This window comes from Mycolicibacterium sp. Y3, from assembly GCF_051188035.1.
Classification (GTDB): Bacteria; Actinomycetota; Actinomycetes; order Mycobacteriales; family Mycobacteriaceae; genus Mycobacterium; species Mycobacterium fluoranthenivorans.
Genome location: NZ_JAVQLT010000001.1, coordinates 1,931,383 through 1,955,609 on the forward strand (window position 1 = coordinate 1,931,383; position 24,227 = coordinate 1,955,609).

Here is a 24,227-nt window from a genome sequence, read left to right on the forward strand (position 1 = left end):
TCGTGGCATTTTGCGCACGCTCGCGTGGGATCCTCCGGTCATGGACACGATCGCCGGACTTCCCGCCCACCCACTGTTCGTGCACGCCGTCGTCGTACTGGTGCCGTTGGTGGCGCTGCTGGAGATCCTCTGTGCGCTGTGGCCGGCCGCACGGGAACGACTGGTGTGGCTGGTGCTGGCGCTGGCCGCGGTCACGGCCGCGTTGACGCCGCTGACCGTCGAAGCCGGGGAGGCGATGTACGACAGGTTCCCCCAGCCCGCCGCTGTGTTGCAGGAGCATGCCGAACGCGGGGACTGGATGCCCTATGTGGCCGTGGCGTTGGTGGTGGTGGCGGCCTTGTTGGCGCTGTTGCACTGGTGGTCCGGCCACGGTCGCGGAGTGGCCGCGGTGGTGGCGGTGCTGGCCGTGGTGGTCGGGCTCGCGGCGATCGCGGTGGTGATCAAAGTCGGGGATTCGGGGGCTCGTGCGGTGTGGGGTGTGGGTTAGGGGGAGTCGACGAGGCGGCGATAAATACGATCCTCGCGTGTCCGTCGAGGTGTGATGTGAATCACGACTGGGGTGCATCGCGAATAATCCGGACTATGGTCCGGTTGGTCGAAGTGAGGATGTCGGGACAGCCGACCCCACGACCAAGGAGAACTCATGACTGCAGCTGTAGCCACCGACCTGACCGCCGGCACCTGGGCCCTCGATCCCGTGCACTCCTCGGTCAACTTCTCCGTGCGCCACCTGGTGGTGAGCAAGGTGCGCGGCACCTTCGACAACTTCACCGGCGCGATCGTCGTCGCCGAGGACGGCACCCCGTCGGTTACCGCGACCATCGACATCAACTCGGTCAACACCCGCAATGAGCAGCGCGACGCGCACTTGAAGGCTGCCGACTTCTTCGACGTCGAGCAGTTCCCGACGGCGACGTTCACCTCCACCGCGGTGCGGGCCGACGGTGCCGACTACGTGCTCGACGGTGACTTCACCCTCAAGGGTGTCACCAAGCCGGTGTCGCTGAAGCTGGAGTTCAACGGCGTGAACCCGGGTATGGGCCACGGTGCCGTGGCCGGATTCGAGGCGTCGGTGGTGTTGAACCGCAAGGACTTCGGCATCGCCTTCGATGCGCCGCTGGAGACCGGTGGGGCCGTCGTCGGTGACAAGGTCACCATCACCCTCGAGATCGAGGCGCTGAAGCAGGCCTGACGTTTCGCGGTAGCAGGCACAGACCGTCCCCGCTCGAACCCGAGCGGGGACGTCTGTGCTCGCTACAGTCGCGCGGCCAGCTCGGTGCCCTGCCGGATGGCCCGCTTGGCGTCGAGTTCGGCGGCCACGGCCGCACCACCGATCACGTGCGGCTCGACGCCACGCGCACGCAACAGGTCCTCGAGGTCGCGCACCGATTCCTGGCCGGCGCACACCACCACATTGTCGACGGCCAGGACCCGAGCATCGGAACGGTCTTTCCCGAAGCTGATGTGCAGCCCGTCGTCGTCGATACGTTCGTAGTTCACTCCGGAGAGTTGCTGCACACCTTTGGCTTTGAGTGACGCCCGATGCACCCAGCCCGAGGTCTTACCCAGTCCTTTGCCCTGCGCACCCGTGGTGCGCTGCAGTAGATACACCTCACGAGCGGCGGGCAGGACAATCGGCGTGGTCAACGAGCCGCGGACCGACGGCGCATCCTGGGGGTCCAGCGCACCCCACTCGGCCTTCCACTCCTTGACGTTCAGGGTCGGCGATTCCTCGTTCACCAGAAACTCGCTCACGTCGAACCCGATCCCGCCGGCGCCGATCACGGCGACCCGTGTGCCGACGTGTTGTCCCGACAGGGCTTCGGCATAGGACAACACCATCGGGTGATCGATGCCCGGGATATCCGGTAGCCGCGGAGTCACCCCGGTGGCCAGGATGACGTCGTCGAAGGCCGTCAGATCGTCCACCGACGCGCGGACACCGAGCCGCACGTCCACCGCGTGCACCTCCAACATCCGGGTGTAGTACCGCAACGTCTCGTTGAACTCTTCTTTGCCGGGAATCCTTCTGGCCAAGTCGAATTGACCGCCGATGGAGGAACCGGCCTCGAACAGCGTCACCCGGTGTCCGCGCTGCGCGGCGCTGACCGCTGCCGACAATCCGGCCGGGCCGGCGCCGACCACCGCCACCGACAAAGCCCGACGCGTGGGTCCCAACACGAGCGTCGTTTCGTGCCCGGCGCGTGGATTCAACAGGCAGGACACGGTTTTGTGCACGAACGCGTGGTCCAGGCAGGCCTGGTTGCAGGCGATACACGTGTTGATCTGATCGGCCGCGTCCTCGGCGGCTTTGTGTACCCAGTCCGGGTCGGACAGCAGGGGACGGGCCATCGAGATCAACTGCACCTGGGTGTCGGCGAGGATCTGCTCGGCGGCCTGCGGCATGTTGATCCGGTTGGATGCGACCACCGGAATGTGGACATGCTCGGCCAGTGCGCTACTGGTGGCCACGAACGCGCCGCTTGGCACGGAGGTGACGATGGTGGGTACCCGTGACTCGTGCCAGCCGATACCGGTGTTGAGCAGTGTTGCGCCGGCCGCCTCGATTTCGGTTGCCAGCGCGACGATTTCATCCCAGGTCTGACCATCCTCGACATAGTCGGCCAGCGAGATCCGGTAGACGATGATGAAGTCGGTGCCGACCGCCTCGCGGACCCTGCGCACGATCTCGACCGGGAAGCGTCGCCGCTTCTCGGCGGTGCCGCCCCAGGCGTCCCTGCGCTTGTTGGTTCGCGGGGCGAGGAACTGATTGAGCAGGTACCCCTCGCTGCCCATGATCTCCACGCCGTCGTATCCGGCGTCGCGCGCAAGCAGTGCGGCACGCACGAAATCGGAGATCGTTCCGGTGACGTCGCGCAGGGCGCGCGGGCGAAACGGATTGATGGGTGCCTTGATCGACGAGGCACTGACCGAAAGAGGATGGTAGGCATAGCGTCCCGCATGAAGTAACTGCAGGGCGATCTTGGCGCCCTCGTCGTGCACGGCCTGGGTGATGGTGCGGTGCCGGCGTGCGTCGGCGCCGGAGCGCATCTCGGCGGCGAACGGCAGCAACCAACCGGTGCGGTTGGGTGCGTAGCCGCCGGTGATGATGAGCCCGACGCCGCCGCGGGCCCGTTCGGCGAAGTACGCGGCCAGCTTCTCGGTGTCGCGGGCCCGGTCCTCCAGGCCGGTGTGCATCGAGCCCATCACCACCCGGTTGCGCAGCGTGGTAAAGCCGAGGTCCAACGGTGACAACAGGTTTGGGTAGTTCACAAAGCGCCTCCCAGCACCTCAAGTACTTCGGTGAGCCATTCGATCGCGCCTTCTTCGGCGCGCATGCCGCCGCGCAACACCAGGTATTGGTGCAGGGCTGTCCCGGTCAGGGCGGCGGGGTCGGGGAACTGACGCTTCTGGTATCCGCGGTAGGTGTCCAGCAGTGCGGCGCGCTCGGTACGTAACTGGACGGCCTGATCCCGGATGGCCCCGACGTCCCCGAACGCGGCGGCGCGGATCTTGATGGCCAGATCGCGGGTGCGGTGGTCGGCCACCGTGCCGCCGCGCCCGGACAGTGGTGCGGCGATCCAGCGTCGGAGTTCGGCCTGGCCGTCGGCCGATACCGAATAGACCTTCTTGTCCGGCCGGCCGTGCTGCTCGACGATCTGCACGGACAACCAGCCGTCGCCTTCCATGACCCGCAGGGTCCGGTAGATCTGCTGATGGGTGGCAGCCCAGAAATGCCCGATTGAACGATCGAAGCGGCGGGCCAGTTCGTAGCCGGATCCGGCCTGCTCGCACAACGCCACCAGGATCGCGTGTTGCAGGGCCACGGGAGGCAGCGTATGCGGTACCGGCGGTCCTATGCAACATGTTGCAATGACGTGACACTTGGGTCGTGTGGTGTCTAGTCGTGGGTATCTGCAACGGCTAGTGTCAGTAACCACCGCGACCTTGCGGGAAGTTAGGACACACTTAGAGGCGCGTGCAGGTGTCGGCACCGCATACTTGCCGCAGACTCGTAGAGTCCCAACAGACAAACCCGACCAGCAGCCCACTGGACAGGAGAGACATCAGTGACGTACGTCATTGCCGAGCCCTGCGTTGACGTCAAAGACAAGGCATGCATCGAGGAGTGCCCTGTCGACTGCATCTACGAGGGTGCCCGCATGTTGTACATCCACCCCGACGAGTGCGTCGACTGCGGCGCCTGCGAGCCGGTGTGCCCGGTCGAGGCGATCTACTACGAAGACGACGTGCCGGACCAGTGGGGCGGCTATACCCAGAGCAACGCGGATTTCTTCGCCGAACTGGGTTCGCCCGGCGGTGCGTCGAAGGTCGGCCAGACCGACAACGATCCGCAGGCCATCAAGGACCTCGAGCCCAAGGGCGAGTGAGCACGGCCCGTTCGCCCAAATCCGCGGCGCTGCCGGTGTTCCCCTGGGACACCCTGGCCGACGCTGCGGCGACCGCACGGGCGCACCCTGACGGGATCGTCGACCTCTCGGTCGGGACTCCCGTGGACGATGTCGCGCCGGTGATTCGCGATGCGCTGGCCGCGGCCAGCGCATCGCCGGGCTACCCGGCCACCGCCGGCACCGCCACTTTGCGCGCCTCCGCGGCAGAGGCTCTGTTGCGCCGCTACGGCATCACCGGCCTGGCCGAGTCCGCCGTGCTGCCCGTCATCGGCACCAAGGAACTGATCGCCTGGCTGCCGACCCTGCTGGGGCTCGGCGGCGACGACACGGTGGTCATCCCCGAGCTGGCCTATCCCACGTACGACGTGGGTGCCCGGCTGGCGGGTGCCCAGGTGCTGGCCGCTGATTCGCTGACCCAACTGGGCCCGCTGAATCCAGCCCTGGTCTACCTCAACTCGCCGAGCAACCCCACCGGGCGGGTGCTCGGGGTCGATCACCTGCGCAAGGTGGTGAGCTGGGCGCGCGAACGCGGCGCGATCGTCGCTTCCGACGAGTGTTACCTGGGCCTGGCCTGGGATGCCGAACCACTGAGTGTGCTGCACCCGTCGGTGTGCGACGGCGACCACACGGGCCTGCTGGCGGTGCACTCGTTGTCCAAGACCTCCTCGCTGGCCGGATACCGCGCCGGCTTCGTCGCCGGCGATCCCGCCCTGGTGGCCGAACTCCTCGAGGTCCGCAAGCACGCCGGGATGATCGTCCCGACGCCGGTGCAGGCGGCGATGGTGGCCGCGCTGGACGACGACGCGCACGCGGCGGAACAACGCGAGCGTTACGCCCGGCGTCGCGAACTGCTGGCGGCGGCGGTCCGTAAGGCCGGCTTCACCATCGACCATTCCGAGGCGGGCCTGTACCTGTGGGCCACCCGCGGCGAACCGTGCCGTGACACGGTGGGCTGGCTGGCCCAGCGTGGCATCCTGGCCGCACCCGGGGAGTTCTACGGCCCCGCCGGTGCCCAGCATGTGCGGATCGCGCTGACCGCCACCGACGAGCGTATAGCCGCTGCGGTGCAGCGATTGAGCTGAGCGCCCTCAGATCACGTCGAGGTGCTCAGGCACCACCGAGGCCAGTGCCTTGCGGCACGCCACGATGGCCGGCGTATTGCTGATCGCGGTCCTCGTCGCGGTGAAGACCGAACGGCGTCGCGGATCCACGTCCACGACGCGGACGTCCGGTCGGCGGCGGACCCGCATGAGGTCCGGCAGGATCGCCACCGCATTCCCGTTCTCGATGAGAGCGATCTGGGCCTCGAGATCGTCGGTCTCGAATCGGATATCGGGTTCGAAACCGGCTTGCCGGCAGAGCTGTTCGGCCCAGTGCCGCGACGCGGTGCCCTCGGGCTCCATGGTCCACGGCAGGTCGGCGGTGTCCTTGACCGAGGTGATGCGCCGCCACGGGTCGCCCGTCGGTGGGACCGCCAGGCGGAGCAGATCGGTGGTCAGCGGTTCGCGGTGCAGGTCGGGATAGACGCGCGCGGCATGTCCCGGGTACTCCTCGGCGATCACCAGGTCGAACTCACGCATCCACGTCTCGTAGAGGGCCTGCTCGGGTTCGCGCTGGGACATGGTGACGCGTAACCGCGGATGCCGGGTGGCCAACTCGGTCAGCATCTGAGGCATGAAGGCGGACGCCGCTGATTGGAAGACGGCCAGCCGGACGGTGCCGGACGCCTGGTCGCTCTGTACGGCGATCTCGGAGGCGGCCAGTTCGAGTCGCGCCAAGATGACGGCGGTGTGCTCGACGAGCACCTCGGCGGCGGGGGTGAGCCGCAGCCGCCGGCCGACCTTCTCCAGGAGTGGGACACCGACTTCGCGCTCCAGTTGATTCAGCGCCTGGGATACCGACGACGGGCTCTGGTGCAGGGCCTCGGCCACCTCGGACAGCGTGCCCCGCAGGCTCAGCTCGTACAGCAACCGCAGCCGACGGGTGTCGAGGAGATCTGGTCGTTGATGCATCAGTTCTACTTAAAGTTTCATATCAGAAAACATCGCTTTATTTTAAATGTCTGATGCGCTCATGATGGGCGTATGGCACAGCTGAGCAGCGAGGAAAACCTGCTGACCGATGTCGTGGCCCAGGTCCGGAGCTGGCTTGACGATGCCGCAGGACAACCCGTCGCACCCGCCGCGCGTCGCCTGGCCGATGTGCTGCGCGACCCCGGCGGCCTGGACTTCACCGTCGGATTCGTCGACCGCGTCATTCGACCCGAAGACGACCGGGTCGCGGCGGCGAACCTGCGGGACCTCGCCCGAAACGCGCCCGGCTTCCTGCCGTGGCACCTGCGCCTGCTGGTCAAACTCGGCGCGCTGGTCTCGGTGATCGCTCCTGGCATCGTCATTCCGATCGCGCAGAAGGCCCTGCGCAGGATGGTCGGCCACCTCCTCGTCGACGCGACCGACGCGCGGCTGGGCCGTGCCATCGCCCGTATCCGGGAGCGCGGCGTCGCGTTGAACATCAATCTGCTGGGCGAGGCCGTGTTGGGTCAGCGGGAGGCCGCGCGGCGGCTGGCGGGCACCGAGCAACTCCTCGCACGCCCGGATGTCGACTACGTATCGATCAAGGTGTCGGCGACCGTACCGCCGCATTCACCGTGGGCGTTCGACGAGGCGGTCGACCATATCGAGCAGAGTCTGCTCCCGCTGTTCAGCTATGCGGCCGCTTCGCCGGCCAAGAAGTTCATCAACCTCGACATGGAGGAGTACCGCGATCTGGATCTGACCATCGCGGTGTTCACCCGCCTTCTCGACCGCACCGAGATGCTCGGGCTGGAGGCCGGGATCGTGCTGCAGGCCTACCTGCCCGATGCCCTGAGTGCGATGATCCGCCTTCAGGATTGGGCCCGTGCGCGTAGGGAGCGCGGCGGCGCCGGGATCAAAGTCCGTCTGGTCAAGGGCGCCAACCTGCCGATGGAACAGGTCGAAGCATCGCTGCACGACTGGCCGTTGGCGACCTGGTCGACCAAGCAGGACACCGACACCAACTACAAACGGGTGCTGGACTACGCACTGCACCCCGACCGTGCGGCCAATGTGCGACTCGGCGTCGCCGGTCACAATCTGTTCGACATCGCCTATGCGTGGACGCTGGCGGGGCGGCGCGGAGTCCGCGACCGGGTCGAGTTCGAAATGCTCCTCGGCATGGCAGAGGCGCAGGCCGAGGTGGTCCGGCGGACCGTCGGCAACCTGCTGCTCTACGTCCCGGTGGTGCATCCGAAGGACTTCGACGTCGCGATCGCCTACCTTGTGCGGCGTCTGGAAGAGGGCGCAAGTCAGCAGAACTTCATGTCCGCTGTCTTCGAATTGCACAGCGACAGTGCGTTGTTCGATCGGGAGAGGGATCGCTTCCTGGCGTCGTTGGTGGGGCTCGACGACGCGGTGCCCCCGCCGAACCGTCGACAGGACCGCCGCGTCGACGATCCGTACGCCGCGGCGAATCCGGCCGGCTCGTTCGCCAACGTCGCCGACACCGACCCGTCGCTGCCCGGCAATCGCCTCTGGGGACGGGCGATCACGGATCGGATCGCGCAGTCGTCGGCAGGCAAGGCACTCGTCGCCGAACACACCGTCCACAGCGCCGCGTCACTCGATGCCGTGATCGCCGGCGGTGTCGCCGCAGGCGCCGGCTGGTCGGCGCTCTCGGGTGCCGAGCGGGCCGCCATCCTGAGATGTGCGGCCGGGACCTTGGAATCGTCTCGGGCGGTCCTGCTGGAAGTGATGGCCGCCGAATGCGGAAAGACGCTCGACCAGGGCGACCCCGAGGTCTCCGAGGCGATCGACTTCGCGAATTACTACGCCACCCTGGCTGAGCAGCTGGACACCGTCGACGGCGCCGTCGCCGTGCCGGTCGGACTGACCGTGGTCACGCCGCCGTGGAACTTCCCGGTCGCGATTCCTGCCGGCTCGGTCCTGGCGGCGCTGGCCGCGGGCAGCCCGGTGATCATCAAACCCGCCACCCAGGCCCGCCGGTGCGGATCCGTGATGGTGCAGGCGCTCTGGGATGCCGGCGTGCCGGCCGATGTCCTGCAACTGGTGCACGTCGACGAACGTGACCTCGGAACACGACTGGTCTCCGACGACCGCGTGGGTCGATTGATCCTCACCGGTGCCTTCGAGACGGCCGCCCTGTTCCGCAGCTTCCGGCCCGATCTGCCCCTGCTGGCCGAGACCAGCGGGAAGAACGCCATCGTGATCACCCCGCACGCCGATCTCGACCTGGCGGTGAAAGACCTGGTGTACTCGGCCTTCGGGCACGCCGGCCAGAAATGCTCGGCGGCCTCGCTGGGCATCCTGGTCGGCTCGGTGGCCCGGTCCGCGCGGTTCCGTGATCAGCTCGTCGACGCCGTCTCCTCGCTGAAGGTCGGTTATCCGAGCGACCCGACCGTGCAGATGGGCCCCATCGTCGAGCCCGCGGCGGGAAAACTACTGCGCGCGCTGACAGAGTTGGCGCCGGGGGAGCAGTGGCTGGTGGCGCCTCGCCGGCTCGACGACACCGGACGACTGTGGTCTCCGGGGGTGAAGACCGGTGTCCGGCGCGGCTCGGAATTCCATCTCACCGAGTACTTCGGCCCGGTGCTCGGGCTCATCGCCGCCGACGACCTGGACGACGCGATCGCGATCCAGAACGAGGTCGACTACGGACTGACGGCAGGACTGCACAGTCTGGACCGCGCCGAGATCGAACACTGGATCGACCGGGTCCAGGCCGGAAACGCCTACGTGAATCGCTCGACCGTCGGGGCGATCGTGCGCCGTCAACCCTTCGGGGGCTGGAAGAAATCCGCGGTCGGTGCCGGCGCCAAGGCCGGCGGCCCGAACTACCTGTTCGGGGTGTGCGACTGGCGGTCCGCGCCGGCGACGCAGGCCGGCGAGATCGGTCCGGCGGTCCGTCGGATTCTGGATGCTGCACAGCATTTCGCGCTGGAACCCGAGGAGCTCGACTTCCTGGGCCGATCCTTCGCCTCGGATGCGCTGGCCTGGGCTCAGGAGTTCGGTGTCGCTCGCGACGTGTCGGGCCTGATGGCGGAAACGAACGTGTTCCGGTATCTGCCGCTGCCCGTGACGGTGCGTGCGGAGCACGAGGACAGCGCTGCCCTGATGCGGGTGGTCGGCGCAGGAATTCTGGCCGGCAGTGCGGTGACGGTCTCGACACCGACACCGCTGGACCCCGCGATCGCCGAGGCCCTCGAGGGGGCAGGCGTCACCTGCCGCGTACATGATGCGGCGGCGTGGTCGAATGTGTTGCGCGACAACGCTCCTGCCCGTGTCCGGCTGCTCGGCGGACGTCGCGAGGAGTTCGCCCGCGCCAGCGACGGCAGGGTCGATATCGCGCTCTACGCCCAACCCGTGGTCGAAGCCGGACGGATCGAGCTGTTGACGTTCCTGCGCGAGCAGGCGGTCGCGGTCACCGCACACCGGTTCGGCTCGCCGACCCCGCTCGCCCAGGGGCTGTTCCGGGACTAAGGCGCGGGGAACGCGGCCACCGGCATCAGCACGTTGCCCCGGCAGGCGTCACTGAGGATGTCGGTGTACCAATTGCCGCGCAGTGAGCCGTCGGGTTGCGGGGTGTAGGTCACCCAGGAGGTGGCCGGGCTGTAGACGCGAGGATATGCGTCGCCACGGAAACACTCCCACTGCCAGTCGTAGCTGAACGTCCACTTCGTGCCATCCCAGGTGTATCGCTGGGGTTGCGGGATGGTCGGATTCGACGGAGCCGGGCCGTCGATGACGGTCGCCACGCACACGCTGCCGCAGGCCGTCGAGAAGGTGTAGACCGCGCCGAAGTCCGGCTCGGCCTGCCGTGCCGCGATGCTGGTGCCGTTCTTCTGCGAGGCGTAGCTGACCAATTGATAGCGGCCGTTCAACGGCTGACCGGCGGCCGCCGCCGTCGGAATCGAACACAGACATGCCACCAGGGCGAGCGTCACCGCGATGCACACGCGACGGACAGTCATCTCCGCTTCCTGTTTCTCTCAAGCTCCGACGAGCTCACGGTAGGGGTGGGCACCGACAACTCAGCGATCCCACAGCGCGTCGGCGTCAATTAGTGATCGCATCGTGATGCGGCGGTGGCCGTCGTACGCTCAGGTCGATGTCTGCGATCCGCTTCCTGCCGCTGGGCGCCCGGCGCGTGGCATACGAGCTACGCGGGAGCGGGCCGCCTCTGGTCGCCCCGGCGTGGTGGGTCAGTCACCTCGAACTCGATTGGCAGCACCCCGGCGTGCGGCAATTCTGGGAGGGCGTCGCCGAGGACTTCACGCTGGTCCGCTATGACCGGCTCGGCGTCGGTATGTCCGACCGCGCCGTGCACGACGCCGATCTCACCCTCGAGGCTGAGGTCGAGGTCCTGCGTGCACTTCTCGACGAACTCGGGTTCGACCGCGTGTCACTGCTGGGCGGCTCCTCGGGCAGTTGCACCGCCGTGGCGTTCGCCGCGGCTTATCCGGAACGTGTGGAGCGACTGGTGTTGTACGGCTCCTACCCCCAGGGGGATGCGCTGACCCCGCCCGGGGTGGCGGACGCGATCGTCACGGCGGTCGGTGCGCATTGGGGCCTGGGCTCACGCGTGCTCAGCGATATCTTCCTCGGTGGCGCCGACGCGGCGGAACACGCACGTTTCGCCCAGGTGCAGCGTGAGTCTGCCGGCGCGGACACCGCTGCGGCCCTGCTGCGTCTGGTCTACAGCCTCGACGTCCGCGCCCGACTTCCGCTTGTCCGGGTGCCGACGACGGTCGTGCACCGCCGTGATGACCGTGCCGTGCCGTATCAGCTCGGGCGTGCGGTCGCGGCCGCGATCGACGGTGCGGAATTCATGCCGTTGCAAGGTGATTCACACTTCCCGTGGATCGGCGACATCGATTCGGTGGTCCGCGCCTGCCGCCGCGCGCTCGCGCCCCAACCGCTACCGACACACAAGGTGGACGGGCCGGTGCTGTTGTCCGGTCGTGAGCGCGAGGTGCTCGACTGTGTGGCCCGCGGTCTCGGTGACCGCGAGATTGCGGAGCAGCTGCGGCTCAGCCCACACACCGTGCACCGCCACGTCGCGAATATCCGCCGCAAACTCGGTAGTCCGTCGCGCACGGCCGCCGTCGCCGAGGCTGCACGGCTCGGGCTGCTGTAGATGGCCGGAACCGGCCATCGCCGAAAGATGGCCGGATAGCGCGATGCGTGCGCGGCGCATTCGCTCGTAGATTTCGCCATATGACCGAGCTCATCTGTGTTGAATCGCGTCCGGCGCACTCGTTGTGGCTGCGCATCATGTCCGTGTTGTATGACCCGTTTGTCTGGGCCGGTGAGATCGTCGGGATGCGGCGCCGCCGGCGTACCTTGCTGGCCCAGGCCTATGGGCGCGTCCTCGAAATCGGCGCGGGCACCGGACTGAACGTCGCGCACTATCCGGATGCGGTCGACGAGATCGTGCTCACCGAACCCGAACCCGGGATGCGCCGCAAACTCGTTCGGCGCCTTGATCGTCACGGCCGCCAGGCGGTCATCTCCGGCGCGTCGGCTGAGCGTCTGCCGTTCGCCGGCGAGTCCGTGGACACGGTGGTGGCGACGCTGGTGCTGTGCACCGTCGAACAGCCGGAGCAAGCCCTTCGCGAGATCGCGCGCGTCCTGCGTCCCGGTGGACAATTGCTGTTCATCGAGCACATCCGGTCGAATTGGCGGCCGTTGGCGTTGTGCCAGAACGTCTTTGAGCGGTCCTGGCGCAGCTTCGCCGGTGGCTGTGTCTGCAACCGGCCGACCGTCGAGTTGATGCGGGCCGCCGGGTTCACCGTCGACGCCGACGATGCCGTGTGGAGCGGGATGCCCGCGATCGTCCATCCGCTCGCCGTGGGCCGGGCCACCAAATAACTCTTCAGGAGGGAATTCCATGGCCAGACATCGCAAGTCGGTAGCACCGTATGTGCGAGGCGGGATCGCCGGCGCAGCGATCATCGGGTCCGGCTACCTGTTGGCCGCGACCAACGCGGCAGTCGCCCATGCCGAGCCGGAAAGCGCTGCTTCGGTATGCGTTCCGGGAGCGTCGGGCTGCCTGGGCGGGGCGGGTGATCAGGCGGCTGTCGCCATTGCGGGCCCCCACCTGGTGCTCGTCGGCAACGGCACTGCCTCCCACCCCAACGGCGGCCTGCTGTTCGGCGACGGTTACAGCCCGGACCCGGCCACCTGCGGTACGCAATGCAATGGCGGCAGCGGCGGATGGTTCGCCGGCAATGGCGGCAACGGGGCGAACAGCGGTCGCGGGGGTAACGCCGGGCTGTTCGGAAACGGCGGGCGCGGCGGCGACGGTACCAGCATGGGCATCAACGCCGGTAACGGTGGACGGGGCGGTCTGCTGGCCGGCAGCGGCGGTGACGGCGGAACCGGCGCTCTCGGCGGCGGCAGGGGTGGCGACGGGGGACATGGCGGCCTGTTCGGTGGGGGCGGCGGAAACGGCGGTATCGGTGGCGCGGGGTCGATAGGCAGCAACGGTGGCGACGGCGGCAATGGCGGGCACGGCGGTGCCGGCGGCGTCACCGGTGGCACCGGGGGCTCCGGTGGCAAAGGTGGGTCGAGCACTTCCGGGCCGGGCGGGGGTGGCGGTTACGGGGGCAACGGCGGGTCGGGGGCGCACCGGCCAGGCGAGACGGGCCGGACTCCCAATCCGCCCAACGGCGGGGCCGGTGGCAATGGCGGCGCCGGCGGTGCGGGTGGCGGTCGGCGGTCCTAGCCCTACTCGCGGCGCAGTTTCAGTAGCAGCCACGCCGCCAGGGTCTGCGCGTCGGTGACCACGCCGTCGCGGATCATCTGATCGATCTGCCCGGCGGTGAACCACTCGCTGTGCATGTCCTGCTCTTCATGCTCGCGCTCGTGATCGCCTTCGGTGATGCCGGTGGCCAGGTACGCCCAGCCGCGCTGGCTGCTCATCCCGGGCGCGACGTCGAGTTGGCCCAGGACCTGCCACGATGCGGCACGCAGGCCGGTCTCTTCCCGCAGTTCCTGCGCGGCCAGCTCGGCGGGCTCCGGCTCGTCACCGGTGAGACTGCCCGGTGCGGTGCCCTGGACAAATTCCCAGCGCCGCAACCGGATTGGGTAGCGATACTGCTCTACCATGCGGTAGCGGTCACCGTCCTGCGCGATCACCAGCGCATACGTCGGCTTGTCGATCACACCGTAGATGCCGAGGGTGCCGTCGGGGCGGCGGATATCGTCCTCCCGGACCACCATCCAGTTGTTGCGGTACACCTCACGACTGGCCAGTCTTTCGATCGGGTCCACCGGCCCAGAGTAGCCTCACCAGCGTGTTGTTGACTTCCCTGGACCCCGCCGCCGTGGCCGCCGGACATGACCTCGCCGACGCGGTGCGCATCGACGGTGTGACGCTGAGTCGTAGTGACCTCGTAGGGGCGGCCACCTCGGTCGCCGAACGGGTGTCCGTCGCGCGGCGCGTCGCCATCCTGGCCACCCCGACCGTCCCCACCGTGCTGGCGGTCACCGGTTGCCTCATCGCCGGTGTGCCGTTCGTGCCCGTGCCCGCCGACGTCGGCGCCACCGAACGCACGCATATCCTCGCCGACTCCGGCGCTCAGGCGTGGTTGGGCGAACAACCCGCCGAAGCCGAAGGGCTGCCGCATATTCCGGTCCGGCTCCACGCACGGTCCTGGCACCGCTATGCCGAGCCGTCGCCGGATTCGCCCGCGATGATCATGTACACCTCCGGCACCACCGGCCTGCCCAAAGGTGTGCTGATCAGCCGGCGGGCCATCGCGGCCGATATCGACGCCCTCGCCGCGGCCTGGCAGTGGACCGCCGAGGACACCCTGGTGCACGGGCTGCCGCTGTTTCACGTGCACGGTCTGGTGCTGGGGCTGCTCGGCTCGCTGCGCATCGGAAACCGTTTTGTGCACACCGGAAAACCCACACCCCAGGCGTACGCAGAGGCCGGCGGCTCGATGTACTTCGGGGTGCCCACGGTGTGGTCGCGGGTGGTCGGAGACGAGGCGTCGGCGCGCGCGTTGGCGTCGGCCCGGCTGCTGGTGTCGGGTAGTGCGCCGCTGCCGGTGCCCGTGTTCGACGAACTGGTGCGGCTCACCGGACACGCGCCGGTCGAGCGGTACGGCAGCACCGAAACGTTGATCACCATCAGCACCGTGGTCGACGGGGAACGCCGGCCCGGTTGGGTCGGGCTGCCGTTACCGGGCGTGCAGACGCGGTTGGTCGACGAGGACGGTGCGCCGGTGCCGCACGACGGCGAAACCATCGGGAACCTGCAGATCAAGAGCCCCACCGTGTTCAGCGGATATCTCAACCGGCCCGACGCGACCGCGGAGGCGTTCGACGCCGACGGTTGGTACCGCACCGGGGATGTCGCGGTGATCGACGCCGCGGGCATGCACCGCATCGTCGGGCGGGAATCGGTCGACTTGATCAAGACGGGCGGTTTCCGGGTCGGTGCCGGCGAGATTGAAACGGTGCTGCTCGGGTACCCCGGTGTGGCCGAGGTGGCCGTGGTCGGGGTGCCCGATGACGACCTGGGTCAGCGGATCGTGGCCTTCGTGGTCGGATCCGTCGTGGCGGACGAGGTGATCGACTTTGTGGCACAGCAACTCTCGGTGCACAAACGCCCGCGTGAGGTCCGTGTGGTCGACGCGCTGCCCCGCAACGCGATGGGCAAGGTACTCAAGAAGGAGCTGATGACATGACCCTCAGGTTCTCCGAGATCTGCATCGATGCGTGCGACCCCGAAGCGCTGGGCGCGTGGTGGTCACGGGTGCTGGATTGGCCGCACCACACCGACGCCGACGGTGACGTGGTCCTGACCCCGCCACCCGGAGCCGGGCCGATCTGGCTGTTCCTGGCCGTGCCCGAGGGCAAATCGGTGAAGAACCGGCTGCACCTGGACTTCACCCCGGAGGATCAGGACGCCGAAGTCGAACGACTTCTCGCTCTCGGCGCCCGGCATGTCGACATCGGACAGGGCGAGCAGAGCTGGGTGGTGCTGGCCGACCCGGAAGGCAACGAATTCTGCATCCTGGCTGCCGAATAGCCTCTGCACATCCGGCTCCCAGGCTGGGCTGCCACCATGGCCCGATGCGTGCACTGGTCTGGCTGGCGACCTGTGCCCTGGTGCTCGCCGGGTGCGCGTCGGCCCCACCGCCGAAGTCGCTCACTCCGCCGATGGGCTGGAATTCCTGGAATTCCGGGATCGAGCTGACCGAGCAGAGTGTGCACCAGATCGTCGACGCGATGGTGTCCTCGGGGATGCGGGACGCCGGGTACCGCTACGTCAACCTCGACGCCGGCTGGGCCGCGCCGACCCGTGACAACGACGGTCACCTGCAGGCCGACCCGGACCGATTCCCGCACGGGATCGCCGCGCTGGCGCGCTACGCCCACGACCGGGGGATGCTGTTCGGTATCTATCACAGCCCGTTCAACCAGGGCTGCGGACAGGATCCGCGGATCGGCGGGGCGGGCCATGAACAGGCCGATGCTCAGACGTTCGCCGACTGGGGTGTGGACTATCTGAAGTACGACTGGTGCCGGCTGGCCGCCGGGCATGACGATCAGGTCGCGTACTTCACGGCCATGCGCGACGCGCTCCATGCCACCGGGCGGAACATCGTCTACAGCATCAACCCGAACAGCTCGGGCGATCCGCGTGCGGGTATGGAGTACGACTGGTCGCATGTTTCCGATATCACGCGGAACGCAGTCGATCTGGTTCCCGCATGGGGCGATGCCGCGCTGTGGTCATCGGGGTTGGCCGGTGTGGATCAGGCGTTCACCGAGGCCGGTGCGGCCGCCTCGCACAGCGGGCCGTCGCACATCAACGATCCGGACATGATGGTGATCGGTTTGGGCTGGAATGAGTTCGTGGTCGGGCATCCCACCATGGCGCTCGGGCCGCAGCGTGCCGATCTGACCGATGACGAGCAGCAGGCCCATTTCTCGCTGTGGGCGCTGTTGGCGGCACCGTTGTTGGCGGGCAATGATATTCGTTCGATGTCGCCGCGGACGGCGGCCATCCTGACCAACCGCGAGGTGATCGCCGTCGACCAGGATCCGCTTGTGGTACAGGGGCATCCGCTGGCGGGTGATCCGCGAGTGCTGGTCAAACCGCTCAGCGGTGGCGCTGTCGCGGTCGGGCTGTTCAACCAGTCCGCCGACACTGTCACCCTGCACGCTTCGCTGAGCACGATCGGGCTGCAGGACGGCACATGTCATACCGTGCGAGATCTTTGGCAGCACAACGACTCTACGACCGACAGCGATATCTCGGCATCGGTGCCGAGGCATGGCGTGGCGCTGCTGCGGGTGAGTCCGGGGTGCTAGACGCCTAGCTGAATGACGGACCTATCACGCCGAAGAGGAAGAACGCTGCGGAAAACGCAAGCCAGGCCACGCTCGCGGCCGCGAAACCCATCGCCCATGACCGTGTGCGGGGACTGATTGACAGTAGGCCCGCGATCAGTGCTGGAACAATCCAGGTCGGCAGCAGCAGATTGAAGAAGCCGGGGTGGATGACGCCGGAGATCGCGCCCAAGAACAGCCCCGCGAGTCGCGGAGCGATCTGGGTGTCATGTTCGTCCGCGCTCATGGGATCGCGTTCTGCCACAAAGCGAGCCACGCCAGGACGGGTAGGCCGAGGAGTGCGCCGATCGTGATTGCTGCGCCTATACGGCGAGTGGTGGGATTCTGCGCCGCACGGAAAAACACCAGTCCCGCAAGGGAAACGGCGACCGACACCGCAACCGTCACCAAGGCTGCGTGCGGTGGTGGATTTGATCGTAGCAACGATGTGAAGACGGGCAGCGCCATCCAGAAGACACCGCCCCACGCTGCGCCCGCATAGATGCTGACGTTCCAGTCAGTACGCGTCATCCTCGCAGCCTACTTCGGAAGGACCACGGGATCGATTACCGGAATGGTGGGCGCGGCTCCCACTGGACCGAGCGGCGTCGTCGGCGGTGGTAGGGCGATCATCGGCGGTATACCTCCAGCTGGAGCCGGTTCCAGCGGGCCCGGAGCCGAAGCACCCATCCCGGGGAGCGCAGGGAAGACGTTGTTGAACTCATAGGGCAGTCGGGTGTCGCCGATGCTGTGCCCCGGCGCCGCCAGGAACAACGGATGGTCGACTAGGGGCATTTCCTGCAGAACCGGAGTAGCCGCACCGCTGGATGAGTAGTGGTTCACTTCCCAGGCAGGGTAGGAACTTGTCGTACCTCCGACACGGATACCACCGTCAGCCGTGGGTTGGTAGAACAGGTCCCCATTGACGCTGACGCCCAGTACTTTGGTGTTCTCGCCCAACACCGGCGTAAATGGATCGGCGGCGTTGAACTTGATGTGGATGTTCCCGTTGCTTTCCTGGCCGACACTGATGTCGGGGTGCCCGGATAACACGGAGCCGTCATCGAGCTTGATCGATGGGTTCTGCCGTGCCACCACGATGCCGTTCTCATAGTCGATAAGGAAGGTGACTCGCGATCGGTCAGGTAACGCATTGGAATCGAAGCCGCGATTGTCCCCGGCGTTGGTGAGTATTCCGGCTGGCGCCGTCTCGGTGTCTATGAACGCATTCGTCTGTACGACACCGGCACCTGGCACCTTCTCGATCTTTCCCACAACAATGTTCGGCGGGTGGCCCTTGGTCAGTGGAAGATAGCTGTGTGGGTCGAGGGCAGCTGCGGTTCGCCAGTCCGAAGGGCTGGTCGGCTGCCTCCCGAACATCTCTTGAAATGCGTTCCGCTGGTTCTGTTCACGCTTGGGGGAGTCAGCGCTACCCAGAGGTTCGGCCGGCCAAGGGTCGCGTTCTGGCGGAACACCTCCGGTCCCGTATGCGATGACCCGAGCAAGGTCGGAATCCACCGCTTCGCCAGCCGTCAGTATGGTGCTGATCTCACCCTGCAGACGCGCGATCTTTTGCGCTGCCTTCGCCGCGGCTTCGTCCGTCATGTAATTGGTATTGGGAGCGAGCACCTGATTTGAGGTCAGGTCGATATCTATCGCGGGTTCGCCGTCGGAAGACGAATGGGCGTCATCGGTCAGGTTGTCGATCATCTTCACCACGCGCAGTGCTTCTTGATGTGCTTGATTGGCGCCGACGGCTAAGGCGAGGGCGTCCAATCCCGATTGTTCGAACTTGGTGGCCGACCGCTTCATCGCGTCACGGGCGGCGTCGCCGGCGCCGCCCTCCCAAGTTGAGATGTCTACGATCGCCTGCACGTTGGCTGCGGCGTCCCGACTGGCCTTGGCGCGTTGCGTCGCCGCATCCACGACTGTCTTGATTTCGGCCGGCCACATCCGCAGTTCGGCCAATGTCATGGACATGGGGCAGCGCTACAGATCTACAGCACTGGCTGCTTCGTTGATGCCGCCACCAGCGTTAGTGATTTGTGATTCGCTGTTCGAATCTGTGGTGGTGTACTGCGTGCAGGCGACTCGGTGTCCGTCACTGTGCCGCAGGAGTTCGGCGTGATGGTCAGCTGTCTCCAACTCCCACTGGGCAATTCGCTCGTTGAGGGCCGTAGCTGACAAGGTAGTGCCGAAGGCGGTGATGGTAGAGGCTAACTTCGCGTGTGCAACCGCATGATCATGGCGAAGATCGACTGCGTGCATGCCCAGCTGCTCTGCGGTCATGCGCAGCTCGTCAGTGTTTACCTGTAATCCATCGCTCACTGCTGCACCACCTTCATAAACATCCAGCGTACCGGGGCGATCCGGGGTGTCAGCGCACCAAACTCACGCGCTGATGTGCCGATGAATGGGCCCCAAGCTAGTTGGCGTGCAACGCCTCGTTCAACGTGATGCCGGTGCCGTCGCGCTTGACGACCTCGACCGCACCCGAGAGTGAGTTGCGGCGGAACAGCAGGTTGCTGCCGCCGGAGAGGTCTTTGGCCTTGACCGTCTGGCCGTCGGCCGTGGTGACCTTGGTTCCCGCGGTGATGTACAGCCCGGCCTCGATGACGCTGTCGTCGCCCAGCGAGATCCCCAGCCCGGCATTCGCACCCAGCAGGCAGCGCTTGCCCACCGAGATGACTTCCTTGCCGCCACCGGACAGCGTGCCCATGATCGACGCGCCACCACCGACGTCGGACCCGTCGCCGACGACGACGCCGGCGGAGATGCGGCCCTCGACCATCGAGGTGCCCAATGTGCCCGCGTTGAAGTTCACGAAGCCCTCGTGCATGACCGTGGTGCCTTCGGCCAGGTGCGCGCCGAGTCGGACGCGGTCGGCGTCGGCGATGCGGACGCCCTTGGGCAGCACGTAGTCGACCATCCGCGGGAACTTGTCGACGCCGTACACCGTCACGGCGCCGCGGCGGCGCAGTTTGGCGCGAACCAGTTCGAAGCCGTCGACCGAAGCCGGGCCGAAGTTCGTCCACACCACATTGGTGAGCAGGCCGAAGATGCCGTCGAGGTTGGCCTCATGCGGCTTGGTCAGCCGATGGGAGAGCAGATGCAGCCGCAGGTACGCGTCGTACGTGTCGATGGGTGCGTCGTCCAGTGAGGCGATCGTGGTGCGTACCGCCACCACCTCGACATCACGGTCGGCATCCGGTCCGGTGAGCTCGGCCAGGTTGTCGGTGAGCTCGGCGACCGACAGTCTCGTCGTCCCGGATGCCCCGTCACCGGTCAATTCGGGAGCGGGAAACCAGGTGTCCAGAACGGTTCCGTCGGCGGCGATGGTGGCCAGGCCGAAGCCAGATGCAGCAGTCACGTTGGCCTAGGTTACTGGACTAGCCTCGAGCCTTGTGACCCTAGATCTTCGTGCTGATCCGATCGCGCTGACCGCCGCACTGGTGGACATTCCCAGCGAGTCGCGCCATGAGCAGCGCATCGCCGACGAGATCGAGGCCGCCTTACGCGCTCAGGCGCCGTGGTTCGAGGTCATTCGCAATGGTGACGCGGTGCTGGCGCGGACCCATCTGGGGCGGCCGTCGCGGGTCATGCTGGCCGGGCACATCGATACCGTGCCTGCCGCCGAAAACCTGCCCAGTCGCGTTGTCGACGACCTGATGTACGGCTGCGGGACCTCGGACATGAAGTCCGGCGATGCGGTGTTTCTCCATCTGGCCGCGACCCTCACCGAGCCCAGCCACGACATCACCCTGGTCATGTACGACTGCGAGGAGATCGAGTCCAGCGCGAACGGACTGGGCCGTATCGAACGTGAACTGCCCGACTGGCTGGCCGCCGACGTCGCGATCTTGGGTGAACCGTCGGGCGGATTCATCGAAGCCGGTTGCCAGGGCACCATCCGCGTTGTGGTCAGTGCCACGGGCACACGCGCGCACAGTGCCCGTTCCTGGTTGGGAGACAACGCTATTCACAAGCTCGGCGCGGTGCTGGAGCGGCTGCGGGCGTATCAGGCCCGCAGTGTCGACATCGACGGTTGCGTATACCGGGAGGGGCTGTCGGCGGTGCGCATCGGCGGCGGGATCGCGGGCAACGTCATACCTGACGCGGCGTCGGTGACGGTGAACTTCCGGTTTGCGCCGGATCGCAGCGTCGAGCAGGCGGTGACCCACGTCCGTGAGGTGTTCGACGGGCTGGACGTGGCGCTGGAGGTTACCGATGCAGCGGCCGGCGCATTGCCCGGCTTGGCCAATCCGGCGGCGGCGTCGCTGGTGGCGGCCGCCGGCGGTCAGGTCCGGGCCAAGTACGGCTGGACTGACGTGTCGCGGTTCGCCGCACTGGGAATAGCGGCCGTCAACTACGGTCCGGGTGACCCGAACGTGGCGCACAAGGTCGACGAGCATGTCGACCTCGCGGCCATCACCGCGACCACCGAGACATTGCGGGCATATTTAACCGCTTGATCGGCTCGGTACTATCACTTTCGTGCTGTGAATCGATGACACCGAGGTAGTCCCTTGCCGTCGTCATCTTTGGAGTTCGCGCATGTCAATTGTCTGCTCGCATCTTTCGTTCGCCTGGCCCGATGGCACCCCGGTGTTCACCGATCTGTCCTTCTCGGTTGGGGAAGGCCGCACTGGGCTGGTGGCGCCCAACGGCGCCGGTAAGAGCACGCTGCTGCGTCTGATCGCGGGGGTATTGCCGCCCACGTCGGGCTCTGTTGCCGTCGATGGTGTGGTGGGCTATCTGCCCCAGGAGTTGCCGTTCCTGGCCGATCATTCGGTGGCCGATGTCCTGGGCGTCACAACGATTCTGGCGGCACTCGATGCCTTGGCTGCCGGCGACGCGAGCGAGGCGGTATTCGCCGCGATCGGCGACGATTGGGATATCGAGGAACGGTTGCGGGCACAGGTGGGGGATCTCGAATTGGACCGCCCGCTGAGCACGCTGTCGGGTGGACAGGTGGTGTCGCTCGGGCTGGCTGCCCAACTGTTGAAGCGGCCGGATGTGCTGCTGCTCGACGAGCCGACCAACAACCTGGATTCCTCAGCACGGCAACGGCTTTACTCTTCGCTGGACGGGTTCGGTGGTGTGCTGGTCGTCGTCAGTCATGATCGTGAGCTGTTGGACCGGATGGACGCGATCGCCGAGTTGCGTGCCGGTGCGGTGTCGATGTTCGGCGGCGGATTCACCGCCTACGAGTCGGCTGTCGCTGACGCGCAGCGGGTGGCCGAGGGCAATCTGCGCAACGCCGAGCAGCTGCTCAAGCGGGAGAAACGCCAGATGCAGGAGGCGCGCGAGCGCGCGGACCGGCGAGCGTCGAACGCCGCGCGCAACGCCAAGGATGCGGGGCTGCCGAAAATCCTTGCCGGAAAACGCAAACGCAGTGCTGAAGACTCGGCGGGGCGTTCGGACGATATACACAGTCGACGGGTGGATGGTGCGCGGTTACGGCTGGATGAGGCTGAGCGGGCGGTGCGTGACGACGATGTGCTGGCGCTTCATCTGCCCGCCACGGAGGTGCCTGCCGGTCGGGTGCTGTTCTCCGAGTTCGGGTTACGATCTGCGGTTTTCAACGGGGTGTCGTTGGATATCCGTGGTCCCGAGCGGATTGCGCTGACGGGCCCGAACGGATCCGGAAAATCGACACTGCTGAGGTTGGTGGTGGCGGGCGCTCAGGTGCCGGTCGCCTATTTGTCGCAGCGTTTGGATCTGCTGGATCCGTCGTCGACGGTCCTGGAGTCGTTGACGGCCTTTGCACCCGCGATGTCGGTGACGCGGCGGCGGCATCTGCTGGCGCAGTTTTTGTTTCGTGGTGACGTGGTGGACTTGCCGGTGAGTGCGCTGTCCGGCGGTGAACGATTGCGGGCAACACTGGCGTGCGTGCTGTTCGCCGAACCTGCGCCGCAGCTTCTGCTGCTCGATGAACCGACCAACAACCTCGACCTGGTCAGCATCGGGCAATTGGAATCCGCGTTGAACGCCTACCGCGGTGCTTTCGTCGTGGTCAGCCACGATGGGCGGTTCCTGGACAATATCGCGGTGCAGCGGACGTTGGTGTTGGACCGAGGGGTGCTTACGCCCTCGCGGTGACGTTGGCCTGGGCCTCGGTGAGTAGATCGTACTGGTGTAGCCAGTAGAGCCAGTCGGTGATGGCTGCTCGTTGGTCGGCGGTTTCGGCGGCGTTGTGGGCGCGGTAGAGTGCGAGGTCGGCTGAGTGTGCGGCGTAGAGCGCAAAGGCGTTGAGGTGAGCGATCTCTCGTCCAGTGGCCGCGCTCATCAAGGGTTGCATCACGTCGAACCACAGCGTGAAGGTCTCGTTGGCGGGAGGTGTGCTGTCTGCTTGTGCGGGTGGGAGTTGGGCGATGAGATCTGGATCCTTGACCGCGGCGAGTTTGGTTGCGGCGTCGGGGAAGCTGATCTGTAGTCGGTCGCGCCCGGTCATCTTTCCGCTCGGCGGGATGTCGTCGTCCTCGAGAAGGATCTTGTGCGCACCGGGGTCGATACCTTCGAGGTGGGTCGTGGTGCCGATCACCGCGCGCAATGTCGTTTCGTGTGCTTGGGCCCAAGCCGTCAGTGCGGCAACGGGATAGGTGGCCCATCGGCCACGCTCAGCAGCGGGGATGGCGGTGTCGGCGCTGACCATCTTGACCTGCTCGGGAAGGTTCACACCGTCTGGTATGTAGGCGATGCCGTAGCTGTTGGCGACGACGATCGTATCGTCGGCGGTGAGGGCGACCAGCCAGAAGAAGCCGATATCGTTGGGCCGCGACATATCTGGTGCATTGAGGGCGGCGGCGATGCGGCGGGCCACGCTCACGGGGTCGCTTCCACCGGTCTTGCGCTTCAGCGCGCCGGCCGCGGCGGATGCTGCTGCCAGATCGCGTTCGGCGCGGGCCGCGGACACCGGAATCGGAGCTGCTGCGGCACCTCCGCCTTGGGCGGACGATGTCGCTGCGGGAATGACCGGTGGTCCTGCTGTGGGTGGTACCGGTGCGGCCGGTGGTGGGGTGGCAGGTGCGCCCAGTGGCATCGGAGGAGTCGGCGAGGCCGGAGCGGACGAGGGCGCGGACGGCGGCGCGACATTGCCGCTGGGGACAGCGGGATGCGTGGCGGCGGGTGCCGTCGGCGAACTGGTGGCGGCGGTCTGCTCGATCGGCGCGGCGGGCGGGGTGAATGGGGTCGCGTTGCCCAGCGGAGCAGGCGGTGGCTGGACCGGTGCCTGCATGCCGGTGGTCTTGGGACCCGTTGCGCCGCTGAGTGAGTCGGGCTTAGGCGCTTGCGCGCCCTGCGGGCCTTGGGCGCCTTGGCCGGTCTGAGCGGGGGTCGGGCTGCTGGGACTTCCGGTGCCGGTGGTGGAGGACAGGGGCGAGGTCGGGGATCCGCCGGGCCCGCCTGGGGTGCCGGGTGCGCCAGGCAT

The 24,227-nt window shown here is 66.9% G+C and carries 24 protein-coding genes; 13 read left to right on the forward strand and 11 right to left on the reverse strand.

From position 1 onward, the window contains the following. Positions 1–40 precede the first annotated feature (40 nt). Entirely contained in the window at positions 41–487 is a 447-nt protein-coding gene (locus QN239_RS09535) for a DUF2231 domain-containing protein (protein WP_499009839.1), read from the forward strand. Positions 488–643: 156 nt separating this feature from the next. After that, the gene (locus QN239_RS09540) at positions 644–1,192 is read left to right on the forward strand and encodes a YceI family protein (RefSeq protein ID WP_499009841.1); all 549 of its coding nucleotides are present in this window, start codon (positions 644–646) and stop codon (positions 1,190–1,192) included. A 62-nt stretch (positions 1,193–1,254) separates the two neighbouring features. Here QN239_RS09540 and QN239_RS09545 read toward each other — a convergent pair whose 3' ends face one another. Both QN239_RS09545 and QN239_RS09550 read right to left on the reverse strand, forming a co-directional pair. Further along, positions 1,255–3,273 (reverse strand): FAD-dependent oxidoreductase, encoded by a 2,019-nt coding sequence (locus QN239_RS09545; RefSeq protein ID WP_499009842.1) that lies wholly within the window; start codon positions 3,271–3,273, stop codon positions 1,255–1,257. Then, positions 3,270–3,827: a PadR family transcriptional regulator gene (locus tag QN239_RS09550; RefSeq protein WP_499009843.1), complete on the reverse strand. Its 558-nt coding sequence runs from the start codon at positions 3,825–3,827 to the stop codon at positions 3,270–3,272. The genes QN239_RS09545 and QN239_RS09550 overlap by 4 nt, the downstream gene beginning before the upstream one ends. 243 nt (positions 3,828–4,070) lie before the next feature. Between QN239_RS09550 and fdxA the strand changes: the two genes are divergently transcribed. Together fdxA and dapC are read left to right on the forward strand one after the other, a co-directional pair. Then, positions 4,071–4,391, forward strand: a complete 321-nt coding sequence (gene fdxA, locus QN239_RS09555) for a ferredoxin (RefSeq protein WP_024450890.1) — start codon at positions 4,071–4,073, stop codon at positions 4,389–4,391. Further along, complete coding sequence (dapC, locus tag QN239_RS09560; protein ID WP_499009844.1) at positions 4,388–5,494, forward strand: succinyldiaminopimelate transaminase; 1,107 nt, start codon at positions 4,388–4,390, stop codon at positions 5,492–5,494. Before fdxA ends, dapC begins: the two co-directional genes overlap by 4 nt. A 6-nt stretch (positions 5,495–5,500) precedes the next feature. Here the strand turns inward: dapC and QN239_RS09565 are convergent, their stop codons facing one another. After that, positions 5,501–6,424, reverse strand: coding sequence for a LysR family transcriptional regulator (locus tag QN239_RS09565; protein ID WP_499009845.1), 924 nt, complete (start codon positions 6,422–6,424; stop codon positions 5,501–5,503). A 72-nt stretch (positions 6,425–6,496) separates the two neighbouring features. Between QN239_RS09565 and QN239_RS09570 the strand changes: the two genes are divergently transcribed. Then, positions 6,497–9,928 carry a bifunctional proline dehydrogenase/L-glutamate gamma-semialdehyde dehydrogenase gene (locus tag QN239_RS09570; protein ID WP_499009847.1) on the forward strand — a complete coding sequence of 1,144 codons (3,432 nt, stop codon included), beginning with the start codon at positions 6,497–6,499 and terminating at the stop codon, positions 9,926–9,928. Here the strand turns inward: QN239_RS09570 and QN239_RS09575 are convergent. Further along, a complete protein-coding gene (locus tag QN239_RS09575; RefSeq protein ID WP_499009849.1) occupies positions 9,925–10,419 on the reverse strand; it encodes an Rv2253 family sensor-like surface protein in 495 nt (164 codons plus the stop codon). The two genes, QN239_RS09570 and QN239_RS09575, sit on opposite strands and share 4 nt — an antisense overlap. A gap of 137 nt (positions 10,420–10,556) precedes the next feature. Between QN239_RS09575 and QN239_RS09580 the strand changes: the two genes are divergently transcribed. The 3 genes from QN239_RS09580 to QN239_RS09590 all read left to right on the forward strand — a co-directional run bounded on the left by QN239_RS09580 (position 10,557) and on the right by QN239_RS09590 (position 13,175). Continuing rightward, positions 10,557–11,585, forward strand: a complete 1,029-nt coding sequence (locus QN239_RS09580) for an alpha/beta fold hydrolase (RefSeq protein WP_499009851.1) — start codon at positions 10,557–10,559, stop codon at positions 11,583–11,585. 80 nt (positions 11,586–11,665) lie between these two features. After that, positions 11,666–12,319 carry a class I SAM-dependent methyltransferase gene (locus QN239_RS09585; protein ID WP_499009853.1) on the forward strand — a complete coding sequence of 218 codons (654 nt, stop codon included), beginning with the start codon at positions 11,666–11,668 and terminating at the stop codon, positions 12,317–12,319. A 19-nt stretch (positions 12,320–12,338) separates the two neighbouring features. After that, positions 12,339–13,175 (forward strand): hypothetical protein, encoded by an 837-nt coding sequence (locus tag QN239_RS09590; RefSeq protein ID WP_499009856.1) that lies wholly within the window; start codon positions 12,339–12,341, stop codon positions 13,173–13,175. A gap of 2 nt (positions 13,176–13,177) precedes the next feature. On the opposite strand, the gene QN239_RS09595 is transcribed toward QN239_RS09590, so the two are convergent. Then, positions 13,178–13,672 carry an NUDIX domain-containing protein gene (locus QN239_RS09595; protein WP_499016683.1) on the reverse strand — a complete coding sequence of 165 codons (495 nt, stop codon included), beginning with the start codon at positions 13,670–13,672 and terminating at the stop codon, positions 13,178–13,180. 74 nt (positions 13,673–13,746) lie between these two features. Here QN239_RS09595 and QN239_RS09600 point away from each other — a divergent pair, with 74 nt between their 5' ends. The 3 genes from QN239_RS09600 to QN239_RS09610 are packed head-to-tail and all read left to right on the forward strand — an operon-like array spanning position 13,747 to position 16,780. Then, on the forward strand, positions 13,747–15,147 hold the full coding sequence (locus QN239_RS09600) for an acyl-CoA synthetase (protein WP_499009858.1): 1,401 nt from the start codon (positions 13,747–13,749) through the stop codon (positions 15,145–15,147). Further along, a complete protein-coding gene (locus QN239_RS09605) occupies positions 15,144–15,491 on the forward strand; it encodes a VOC family protein (protein ID WP_499009860.1) in 348 nt (115 codons plus the stop codon). Before QN239_RS09600 ends, QN239_RS09605 begins: the two co-directional genes overlap by 4 nt. Positions 15,492–15,535: 44 nt before the next feature. Next, positions 15,536–16,780, forward strand: a complete 1,245-nt coding sequence (locus tag QN239_RS09610) for a glycoside hydrolase family 27 protein (RefSeq protein ID WP_499009862.1) — start codon at positions 15,536–15,538, stop codon at positions 16,778–16,780. Between the two features lie 4 nt (positions 16,781–16,784). Here QN239_RS09610 and QN239_RS09615 read toward each other — a convergent pair whose 3' ends face one another. From QN239_RS09615 to dapD, 5 genes are all read right to left on the reverse strand, one after another. Then, positions 16,785–17,045, reverse strand: a complete 261-nt coding sequence (locus tag QN239_RS09615) for a hypothetical protein (protein WP_499009864.1) — start codon at positions 17,043–17,045, stop codon at positions 16,785–16,787. Then, a complete protein-coding gene (locus tag QN239_RS09620) occupies positions 17,042–17,329 on the reverse strand; it encodes a hypothetical protein (RefSeq protein ID WP_499009866.1) in 288 nt (95 codons plus the stop codon). Before QN239_RS09620 ends, QN239_RS09615 begins: the two co-directional genes overlap by 4 nt. Positions 17,330–17,338: 9 nt before the next feature. Further along, on the reverse strand, positions 17,339–18,778 hold the full coding sequence (locus QN239_RS09625) for an Rv0964c family protein (RefSeq protein WP_499009869.1): 1,440 nt from the start codon (positions 18,776–18,778) through the stop codon (positions 17,339–17,341). Between the two features lie 9 nt (positions 18,779–18,787). After that, entirely contained in the window at positions 18,788–19,126 is a 339-nt protein-coding gene (locus tag QN239_RS09630) for a hypothetical protein (protein WP_499009871.1), read from the reverse strand. Positions 19,127–19,223: 97 nt separating this feature from the next. Further along, positions 19,224–20,168 (reverse strand): 2,3,4,5-tetrahydropyridine-2,6-dicarboxylate N-succinyltransferase, encoded by a 945-nt coding sequence (gene dapD, locus QN239_RS09635; protein WP_499009873.1) that lies wholly within the window; start codon positions 20,166–20,168, stop codon positions 19,224–19,226. Between the two features lie 34 nt (positions 20,169–20,202). Here dapD and dapE point away from each other — a divergent pair, with 34 nt between their 5' ends. Both dapE and QN239_RS09645 read left to right on the forward strand, forming a co-directional pair. Then, entirely contained in the window at positions 20,203–21,270 is a 1,068-nt protein-coding gene (dapE, locus tag QN239_RS09640) for a succinyl-diaminopimelate desuccinylase (RefSeq protein ID WP_499009875.1), read from the forward strand. An 82-nt stretch (positions 21,271–21,352) separates the two neighbouring features. Then, positions 21,353–22,900, forward strand: coding sequence for an ABC-F family ATP-binding cassette domain-containing protein (locus QN239_RS09645; RefSeq protein ID WP_499009876.1), 1,548 nt, complete (start codon positions 21,353–21,355; stop codon positions 22,898–22,900). Here QN239_RS09645 and QN239_RS09650 read toward each other — a convergent pair. After that, positions 22,884–24,227, reverse strand: coding sequence for an EspK C-terminal domain-containing protein (locus QN239_RS09650; protein WP_499009877.1), 1,344 nt, complete (start codon positions 24,225–24,227; stop codon positions 22,884–22,886). The two genes, QN239_RS09645 and QN239_RS09650, sit on opposite strands and share 17 nt — an antisense overlap.